We start from the raw sequence: 9,560 nt of genomic DNA on the forward strand, positions 1-9,560 counted from the left end.
GTGTCGGGCGGCGGCCTCGCCGGCCGCGCGGGCCAGCGTGCGCCGGTAGGACTCGGGCGCGTAGGCGGAGCGGGCGTACATCTGCTCGTAGCCGGCCAGCAGGTCCGGGTGCTCCTGCCGGATCCAGCGCAGGTACCACTCCTTCGCGCCGGGGCGCAGGTGGAGGGCGCCGGGCATCACGCGGGCCGCCCCCGCCGCGGCGAGGGCGCGCATGAGCGCGTCCAGGTCGCGGTCCCCGTCCGTGAGCCAGGGCAGCAGTGGCATGGCCATCACGGTGACGTCCGCCCCCGCGGCGGCCAGGCGCTCGATCAGGCGCAGGCGCGCGGCCGGGGACGGGGTGCCGGGCTCCACGGCGGCGGCGACCGCCGGGTCGAGCATCGCCAGGGACAGGGACACCTGCACGGGGACGCTGCGCGAGGCGGCCTGCAGCAGCGGCACGTCCCGCGCCAGCAGCGTGCCCTTGGTGAGCACGGAGAACGGGGTGCCGGCGTCCGCGAGCGCCTCGATGATCCCCGGCATGAGGCCGTACCGGCCCTCGGCCCGCTGGTACGGGTCCGTGTTGGTCCCCAGGGCCACGGCCTCGCGGCCCCACGTGGGCCGGGCCAGCTCGGCGCGGAGCACCTGGGCCACGTTGACCTTCACCACGATCTGCCGGTCGAAGTCCTCGCCCGCGTCCAGGTCGAGGAAGGAGTGGGTGCTGCGCGCGTAGCAGTAGCGGCACGCGTGCGTGCAGCCGCGGTACGGGTTGACGGTCCAGCGGAACGGCATGGCCGAGGCGGCGGGGACGGCGTTGAGCGCGGTCTTGGCCAGCACCTCGTGGAACGTCACGCCGGCGAACTCGGGCGTGGTGACGCTCCGCTGCAGGTCCGAGAGCGGCAGCAGGGCGGCGGAGCCGGCCGGTGTGCCGGCCGCCTCCCGCTGGGCTCCGCTCTCGGACCGCAGGGTCTGCGCTTCCCATCGCATGCCCAGCAGTAGAACACATGTTCGAGTAAGTCCGCAAACGTGTTCGATGTCGGGCGTGGCTCGGCCCGCCCCGCCCGCTACCGTGGTCGCCATGACGACCCCCGCCTCCGCGTCCGCCGTCCGCGTGCTGCTCACCGGCTTCGAGCCGTTCGGCGGGGACGGGCACAATCCCTCGATCGTCGCCGCCCGCGACGCCGTGGCGCTCCTGGCGGAGCGGGGGGTGGCCGCCGAGGCCGTGGAGCTGCCGTGCGTGTTCGCCGCCGCCGGCCCCGCGCTGGCCGCCGCCCTCGAGCGGACCCGGCCCGAGGCGGCGGTCGCCGTCGGGCTGGCCGGCGGGACGGGTGCCGTCCGGGTGGAGCGGATCGCCGTGAACCTGCAGGACGCCCGCATCCCGGACAACGCGGGGGACCAGCCCGTGGACCGCCCGGTGCGCGCCGAGGGCCCCGCCGCCCACTTCGCCACCCTGCCGGTCAAACGCGCCGTCGAGGCGGTGCGGGCGGCCGGCGTCCCGGCCGAGCCGTCGCTCTCTGCCGGCGCGTTCGTGTGCAACCACGTGATGTACGCGCTGCTGGACGCCCCGGGGACGGCGCGCGCCGCCGGCTTCGTGCACGTGCCGTGGGACCTCGCGCATCGCCCGCGGCCGGACGCCCCGGCCCTGCCGGCCGCGGACCTCGCCCGCGCGGTCGCGGAGGTCGCGCTCGTGGCCCTCGAGGGCGGCGCCGACCTCGACCTGCCCGGCGGCACCCTCCACTGAGGCCCCCTGTGGCGCCCGCCTCAGCGGCGCCGTCGGGGTCCGCGGCGCACGGGCCGCTCGACGTACCCGCCCAGGGCCAGCCCGGCGCCGCGCTCGAACGGGTTGCGGGAGGCCGGGTCCCCGGTCCGCCAGGTCGACCACGCCGCCGCCGCGGCGTACGCCGGCAGGAACGGCAGCCCCAGCATCCCGGCGTACTGGGCGGCGTGCCCGGCCTCGTGCCGCCACAGGTCCTCGGTCATCCGCAGTCCGGGCCGGGTGAACACCACGTCGCCCACGGTGAAGGCCGCGCCGCCGGGGAAGGAGTGCCGCCAGCCCCGGGCTTCGATCAGCCCGTGCGGACCGGGCCGCAGCGCGCAGCCGCTGACGACGGCGCCCACCAGCCCCAGCGGCGTGGACAGGTTGACGAGGTTCCACAGGCCCCGGGCGCGGGTGCGCCGGCGCAGGGGCGGGGGCCCGGCGCCCACGCCGGCGGGGGAGTCCGGGGCGGTCATGCGCCTCAGCCTAGGCCTGACGCGTCCGGCGCGGACACTAGACTGGCGGGCGTCCCACCGTCCCCCATGCGAAGGTCGTTGCCCCGATGACACCCAGCCCCGAGACCGGCGCGGAGCCCACGGCGCCCGCGGCGGAGATCTCCCCCGTGGACGCGGCGGCGGTGGACGCCGCCGTGCAGGCCGCGCTCGCCGCGTTCGACGCCGCGGCCGACCTGGACGAGCTCAAGGCCGCCCGCCTGGCCCACACCGGCGACCGCGCCCCCCTGACCCTCGCGAACAAGGGGATCGGCGCCCTGCCCAAGGAGCGCAAGGCCGAGGCCGGCAAGCTCATGGGCGGCGCCCGCGGCCGCCTGAACAAGGCCCTGGCCGCCCGCACTGAGGTGCTCGAGGCCGAGCAGGCCGAGCGCATCCTGCGCGAGGAGACCGTGGACGTCACCGCGGCCGTCCGTCGCCGCCGCGTGGGCGCCCGCCACCCGCTGTCCCTGACGATGGACCGCGTGTCCGAGATCTTCGTGGGGATGGGCTGGGAGATCGCGGAGGGCCCCGAGCTCGAGTCCGAGTGGTTCAACTTCGACTCCCTGAACTTCGCCCCGGACCACCCGGCCCGCGAGATGCAGGACACCTTCTTCGTGGAGCCCTCCGAGGCCCACCTGCTGCTGCGCACCCACACCTCCCCGGTGCAGATGCGCTCCCTGCTCGAGCGCGGCGCGCCCACCTACGTGCTCTGCCCGGGCCGCACCTTCCGCACGGACGAGCTGGACGCCACCCACACCCCGGTGTTCCACCAGTTCGAGGGCCTGGCCGTGGACCGCGGGCTGACCATGGCCCACCTGCGCGGCACCCTCGAGTACTTCGCCCGGCAGATGTTCGGCGAGGAGGCGGCCATCCGCCTGCGCCCGAACTTCTTCCCCTTCACGGAGCCCAGCGCCGAGCTGGACATCTGGCACCCGGGCGCCAAGGGCGGGCCCCGCTGGATCGAGTGGGGCGGCTGCGGCATGGTCCACCCGAACGTGCTGCGCGCCGCCGGCCTGGACCCGGAGGAGTTCTCCGGCTTCGCGTTCGGCATGGGCGTGGAGCGCACGCTCATGTTCCGCAACGAGGTCCCGGACATGCGGGACATGATCGAGGGCGACGTCCGCTTCTCCCAGCACTTCGGAATGGAGGTCTGATCCATGCGCATCCCCCTGGACTGGCTGCGGGAGTTCGTGCCCGTGCCCGCCGAGCATCGCGCCGAGGACGTCATGGCGGACCTCGTCCGCGTGGGCCTCGAGGAGGAGGACGTCCACCGTCCCTCCGACGAGCTGCGCGGCCCGATCGTCGTCGGGCAGGTGCTCTCCAAGGAGCCCGAGCCCCAGAAGAACGGCAAGATCATCAACTGGTGCACGGTCCGCGTGGTGCCCGAGGGCGCCGAGCAGACGCTCACCGGCGAGGGCATCGACCCGAGCGGCGTGCAGGGCGTGGTCTGCGGCGCCCACAACTTCGAGGTCGGGGACAAGGTCGTCGTGACCCTGCCCGGCGCCGTGCTGCCCGGGGACTTCCGGATCAGCCCGCGCAAGACCTACGGCCACGTCTCGGCCGGCATGATCGCCTCGGTGCGCGAGCTGGGCATCGGCGACGACCATGACGGGATCCTCGTGCTCTCCACCCTCGGCCTGGACCCCGAGCCCGGCACGGACGCCCTCGAGGTGCTGGACCTGCAGGGCGAGGCCGCCGAGATCAACGTGACCCCGGACCGCGGCTACGCGTTCTCGATGCGCGGCGTGGCCCGCGAGTACGCCCACGCCACGGGCGTGCCGTTCACGGACCCGGCCGCGGCGCTCACCCCGCCCGCCGCGGACGACGCCGGCCACCCGGTCCGGATCGCCGACGACGCCCCGATCTACGGCGCCCCCGGCGCCACGCGCTTCGTGGCGCGCACGGTCTCCGGCGTGGACGCCTCGCGTCCGACGCCGCCGTGGATGACGGCGCGCCTGCGCCTGGCCGGCATCCGCTCCATCTCCCTGCCCGTGGACATCTCCAACTACGTGATGTGGGAGCTCGGCCAGCCGCTGCACTTCTACGACGCGCAGAAGCTCGCGGGCGAGATCGTGGTCCGCCGGGCCCGGGCGGGGGAGACCCTGCGCACCCTGGACGACAAGGAGCGCACGCTCGACCCCGAGGACCTGCTCATCACCGACGACTCCGGGCCCATCGGCCTCGCCGGCGTCATGGGCGGGCTGGTCACCGAGGTCACGGACGCGACCACCACGATCGTCATCGAGTCGGCGAACTTCGACCCCATCTCGATCGCCCGCACCCGCCGTCGCCACCGCCTGCCCTCCGAGGCCTCGAAGCGCAACGAGCGCGGCGTGGACTGGGAGATCGCGGACGAGGCGGCCGAGCGGGCCGTGCAGCTGCTCGTGGAGCTGGCCGGCGGCACCGCCGAGCCCGGCGTCACGGACGTCGGCACGCGCCCCGAGCCGGCCGTCGTCGAGATGGCCGCGGACTTCCCCACGGCCCTGGTGGGCGTGGAGTACACCGCGGACGAGGTCGCCGAGACCCTGCGCGCCCTGGGCGCGCAGGTGGAGGCCGCCGAGGCCGCCGACGGCGCCGCCCCCCGCCTGCGCGTGACCGCGCCCTCGTGGCGCACCGACCTGCGGGTCCCCGAGGACCTCGTGGAGGAGGTCGCGCGCCTGCGCGGCTACGACGCGATCCCGTCCGTGGTGCCGGTGGCCCCGCCCGGGCGCGGCTTCACCCGACGCCAGGCGCAACGCCGCCGCGTGTCCGCCGCGCTCGCGGCCGCCGGGCACACCGAGGTGCTCGCCTACCCGTTCGTCTCCGCGGAGCAGAACCGCCGCTTCGGCGTGGACTCCGAGGAGCAGGGCGAGGCGCTGGAGATGGTGGCCCTGGCCAACCCGATCTCCTCGCAGTACCGGTACATGCGCCTGTCCCTGCTGCCCGGGCTCGTGGAGACCGCGCGCCGCAACCTGGGCCGCGGATTCCGGGACCTCGCCCTGTACGAGGCGGGCCTCGTGTTCCTGCCCGGCACGCAGCTGGGCTCCGCGTCCATCCCGCCGCGCGCCGCGCACCCGGCCCCGGAGGTCCTCGCCGACCTCGAGGCCGGGATCCCGGCCCAGCCGTGGCGCGTGGCCGGCCTGTACGCCGGCCACGACTCGGCGCCCGGCCCGGACCACGCCCCCCGCCCCGTGGACTGGCAGGACGCCGTCTCCGCCGCCCTCGCCGTCGCCGACGTGCTCGGCGTCGAGCTGGCGGTCCGCCAGGGCCGCCACCACGCGTTCCATCCGGGCCGCGTGGCCGAGCTCGTCGTCCTCGGCGAGCGCGGGGACCAGGTGGTCGGCGTCGCCGGCGAGCTGCACCCGCAGTGGCTCGAGGCCGAGGACCTGCCCGCGCGCACCAGCGTGTGGGAGCTGGACCTCGACGCGCTGTGCGCCGCGGCCCCGCCGGCCGTGGTGGCCGTGCCGCTGTCCACGTACCCGATGAGCACCCAGGACGTGGCGCTCGTGGTGGAGGAGGCGGTCGTCGCCGGCGACGTGCGCGCGAGCCTCGCCGAGGGCGCGGGCGAGCTGCTGGAGTCCGTCGAGCTGTTCGACGTCTACCGCGGCCCCGGCGTCCCCGAGGGGAGCAAGTCGCTCGCGTTCTCGCTGCGCTTCCGCGCCCCGGACCGCACCCTCACCGCGGAGGAAGCCTCGGAGGCCCGGGCCGCGGCGACGGCGCTCGCCGCCCAGCGGCACGGGGCGGTCCAGCGCTGACCCCGCACCCCGCCGTCCGCGCCGGGATCCCCGGCGCGTGGGGCCTGACGTCGGCCGTCCCCGCTGAGGCGGGGGCGGCCGACGCCGCATCCGGGGCCGTCCTCGGAGAGGTTGCGGCGGCGCTCGGCCGGCTCTGGGACGAGCCGGTCGGCCCCCTCGCGCTGGAGCGCCGCTGTCCGGGGTGCGCCGGCACGGACCACGGGGCCCCGCGGCTGCGTGGGCTGCCGGCCGGCCGGCGCGCGCTCGTCTCGTTCTCCCGCGTCACGGATCCGCGCACCGGCGTCCGGCTGCGGGTCGGCGCCTGGTGGACGCCGGGCGGCGACGGTGACGGCGCCGAGGACGCTGCGGGGCCCGACGACGGTCCCGCCGCCGCGCCGGGCCTCGGCCTCGACGTGGAGCGGGTGGACGCGCCCGCGTTCGCCGATCCTGACGCGCTCGGCGAGGTCGGCTTCTCGACGGCGGAGCGCGCGTGGGCGGCCGCGCGGCCGCGGTCCGAGCGGCCCGCGGCGCGGGCCCGGCTCTGGACGCGCAAGGAGGCGCTCGTGAAGGCGGCCGGCACCGGCTTCACGGGGGACCCGGCCGACGTCGCCGCGCTGCACCCGCCGCCCGGCGTCGTGCTCCTCGACGTGGCCGCCGGGCTGCCGGACGGGATCGTCGGCTCCGTCGCCCTGCGCCGCGCCTGAGGGCCGCGCCGCCGCTCCGGTCCCCGCCGGCCGGCCTCTCCTCAGCCGGGGAAGGGCGGCAGCTCGGGCCGCCGGGTCCACGCCTCGAAGAGCTCGTCGACCTGCTCGGGCGTGACCTGGGCTCGCGGGGCCCACGCGTGGACGTGGGCGCGCAGGCCGGCGGTGTCCACGGTGCCGAAGCGGTGCTCGTCCACCCACGCGCGCAGCATCGAGCCGAAGACCTCCCGGCCGAGCAGCACGCGCAGCGCCTCCACGGTGAGGGCGCCGCGCTTGTAGACCCAGTCGTCGAACATCTCGGCGGCGCCGGGCTCGGTGAGCACGTGCTCCACGGGGTCCTCAGCCAGCCGCTGCCAGGCCCGTCGCGCCATGGAGGCGATGCTCGAGCGCCCGGACGCCTCCGCCCAGAGCCACTCGGACCAGCAGGCGAAGCCCTCGTGCAGCCACAGGTCCGCCCAGCGGCCCAGGGTCACGGCGTTGCCGAACCACTGGTGGGCCATCTCGTGGGCGATCAGCCGCTCGGACTCCCACGAGCCGTCCAGGTGGTTGGTGCCGAACAGGGACATGCCGGCCGCCTCGAGCGGGATCTCCAGGACGTCGTCCGCCACCACGGCGGTGTACTCCTCGAACGGGTAGGGGCCGTAGGCGGCGGTGAAGGCCGCCATCATGGCCGGCTGGGCGGCGAGGGCCGCGCGTGCCCGCTGCTCGGTGCGCGTCGAGGCCACGAGCCGCAGCGGCGGCAGGCCCTCGGCTGGCGCGGCGGCGTCCACGAGCCGGTAGCGCCCGATCTGCACCGTGAGCAGGTAGGCGGGCACGGGCTGGGTCAGGCGCCACCGCCAGGTCACCCGTGAGCTGCGGGTGCGCACGGGCGCGCCCACGCCGTTGGCGACGGGCAGGTAGCCGGCGTCGCAAGTCAGGGTGATGTCCGCCGTCGAGCGGGAGACGGGGGAGTCCACGCACGGCAGCCACGTGGAGGCGCCGTGGGGCTGGCCGGCCACGAGGACGCCGTCGGACAGCTCCTCCCAGCCGATGGTGCCCCAGGGGCTGCGCCGGGGCGTGGGCGTGCCCGCGTAGGCCACGGTGAGCTCCACGAGCGTCCCCTCGGGCCGGCTCTCGCCCAGGTCCACCACGAGGCGGCTCGGCCAGCGGCGGGGCTGGGAGAAGGAGGCGGGCAGCGCGCGGCCGTCGACGGCGGCGCCCACCTTCGACACGCGCAGGCGGTGCAGGTCCAGCTCGATCCGCCGGCTCTGGCGCGTCAGGCGCACGGACAGGACGGCCGTGCCGGAGACCCGGTTCGCGGCGAGGCGGACGTCGAGGTCCAGCACCACGTGCTCGATCGCGGCGGCGTCGGTGCCGACGCCGGGGACGTAGGGGTCGGTGCTCATGCTGCCTCTCGGGACGGTGCGGGGGACGGGTCGGGCACGCCGTCGGGGCGGCGCCAGGGGGAGACGGGGTTGCCGAGCCACCAGGTGCCGGCGGGCAGCTCCTCGCCGCGCATCACGAGGGAGCCGGCGCCGACGGTGGTGCCGCGGCCCAGCCGCGCCGCGGGCAGCACCACCGAGTTCGGGCCGAGCGTGGCGCCGTCGGCGAGGACGACCTCGTCCAGGGACATCACGCGGTCGTGGAACAGGTGCGTCTGGACGACGCAGCCGCGGTTCACGGTGGCGCCGTCGCCGAGGGTGACGAGGTCGGCCTCGGGCAGCCAGTAGGACTCCACCCAGGCGCCGCGGCCGATCCGGGTGCCCATGGCGCGCAGGAACCACACGAGGGCGGGGGTGCCGGCGGCGGCGCGGGCGAACCAGGGCGCCGCCAGGAACTCGGTGAACGTGTCCGCCACCTCGTTGCGCCAGATGAACGAGGACCACAGCGGGTGTTCGCCGGGGCGCACTCGGCCCACGAAGGCCTTCTTGGCCAGGACGGTCAACGTGGCCGCCGCGGCGCCGGCGGCCAGGAGCACGGCGCCGCCCAGGACGGCGGCCAGCGCCCATGTGCCCACGGCGGTGAGCGCGGCCAGGGCGGCGCCCGTCGCGATGGTCAGCGCCACGTGCAGCCACACGGGGATCGCGCGCAGCAGCTCCCAGCCGGTGCGCGCGGCCTTCAGGCGGGCGGTGGGGGCGTAGGTCACGGAGGCGTCCGCGGCCACCTCGGTGCGGCGCAGGCGCACGGGCGGGGAGCCCATCCACGAGGTCCCGGCCTTGGTCTTGGCCGGGGTGGTGGAGAGCACGGCCACGAGCGAGTCGCGCCGCAGGGTGCGCCCGGCGGGCACCATGCCGGAGTTGCCCACGAAGGCGCGCTTGCCCACCTTCGCGGGGGCCACGTGCATCCAGCCGCCCTCGAGCGAGTAGGAGGAGACCATCGTGTCGTCGGCGAGGAAGGCGCCGTCGCCCACGCGGGTCATCCCCGGCAGCAGCACCACGGTGGAGGCCTCGACGCCGCGGCCGACCTCCGCACCGAGCAGGCGCAGCCACACGGGGGTGAAGCGGGAGGCGTAGAGCGGGAACAGCTGGTCGCGGGCCGCGTCGAGGATCCGCTCCGTGGCCCAGATCTGCCAGCCCACGCGGGAGCGCACGGGATGGTGGCCCTCCGTGATCCCCACGGAGAGCAGGCGCACCGCGCCCAGCACGAGCAGCATCTGCGCCCCGAACCAGACCGCCGCGATCAGCGGGCTGGCCGCGAGCAGCCGCAGCGCCGTGACGCCCACGGCGGCCGCGGGGCCGGTGGGGTCCGCCGGCGGCCACCAGGTCAGGGACCAGGCGCCCACGGCGGCCGCGGCGCCGGCCGCCACGAGTCCCAGCAGGGCGACGAGCGTGGACAGCACCGTCGAGACGGCCCGCCAGCCGGTGGCCCGGGGCGGAGCCACGTTGGGCCCGTCCGCGCGGACCTTGCCCACCTTGGCGGCGGGGGAGCCGGCGTGCCGCTGGCC

General features: G+C 76.5%; 8 protein-coding genes. 4 read left to right on the top strand and 4 right to left on the bottom strand.

What is annotated here, in order from left to right; translation table 11 throughout:
- Positions 1–963: Rv2578c family radical SAM protein (locus tag NWP10_RS08625; RefSeq protein WP_258300576.1), on the bottom strand; the 963-nt coding region annotated here is incomplete at its 3' end.
- Between the two features lie 91 nt (positions 964–1,054).
- Between NWP10_RS08625 and NWP10_RS08630 the strand changes: the two genes are divergently transcribed.
- The gene (locus NWP10_RS08630) at positions 1,055–1,717 is read left to right on the top strand and encodes a pyroglutamyl-peptidase I (RefSeq protein WP_309137716.1); all 663 of its coding nucleotides are present in this window, start codon (positions 1,055–1,057) and stop codon (positions 1,715–1,717) included.
- 20 nt (positions 1,718–1,737) lie between these two features.
- Here the strand turns inward: NWP10_RS08630 and NWP10_RS08635 are convergent, their stop codons facing one another.
- The gene (locus NWP10_RS08635) at positions 1,738–2,208 is read right to left on the bottom strand and encodes a hypothetical protein (protein ID WP_258300577.1); all 471 of its coding nucleotides are present in this window, start codon (positions 2,206–2,208) and stop codon (positions 1,738–1,740) included.
- A gap of 86 nt (positions 2,209–2,294) precedes the next feature.
- Here NWP10_RS08635 and pheS point away from each other — a divergent pair, with 86 nt between their 5' ends.
- The 3 genes from pheS (at position 2,295) to NWP10_RS08650 (ending at position 6,640) form a co-directional block, all read left to right on the top strand.
- Positions 2,295–3,377 (top strand): phenylalanine--tRNA ligase subunit alpha, encoded by a 1,083-nt coding sequence (gene pheS / locus NWP10_RS08640; RefSeq protein WP_017489461.1) that lies wholly within the window; start codon positions 2,295–2,297, stop codon positions 3,375–3,377.
- A gap of 3 nt (positions 3,378–3,380) precedes the next feature.
- Complete coding sequence (gene pheT / locus NWP10_RS08645; protein ID WP_258300578.1) at positions 3,381–5,957, top strand: phenylalanine--tRNA ligase subunit beta; 2,577 nt, start codon at positions 3,381–3,383, stop codon at positions 5,955–5,957.
- 287 nt (positions 5,958–6,244) lie between these two features.
- Positions 6,245–6,640: a 4'-phosphopantetheinyl transferase superfamily protein gene (locus NWP10_RS08650; RefSeq protein WP_258300582.1), complete on the top strand. Its 396-nt coding sequence runs from the start codon at positions 6,245–6,247 to the stop codon at positions 6,638–6,640.
- A gap of 41 nt (positions 6,641–6,681) precedes the next feature.
- On the opposite strand, the gene NWP10_RS08655 is transcribed toward NWP10_RS08650, so the two are convergent.
- Positions 6,682–8,022, bottom strand: coding sequence for a M1 family metallopeptidase (locus NWP10_RS08655; protein ID WP_258300579.1), 1,341 nt, complete (start codon positions 8,020–8,022; stop codon positions 6,682–6,684).
- A partial coding sequence (locus NWP10_RS08660) for a Pls/PosA family non-ribosomal peptide synthetase (RefSeq protein ID WP_375162478.1) occupies positions 8,019–9,560 on the bottom strand: 1,542 nt, incomplete at its 5' end. The genes NWP10_RS08655 and NWP10_RS08660, both read right to left, overlap by 4 nt.

This window comes from Micrococcus sp. HG099 (genome assembly GCF_024723355.1).
Classification (GTDB): domain Bacteria; phylum Actinomycetota; class Actinomycetes; order Actinomycetales; family Micrococcaceae; genus Micrococcus; species Micrococcus endophyticus.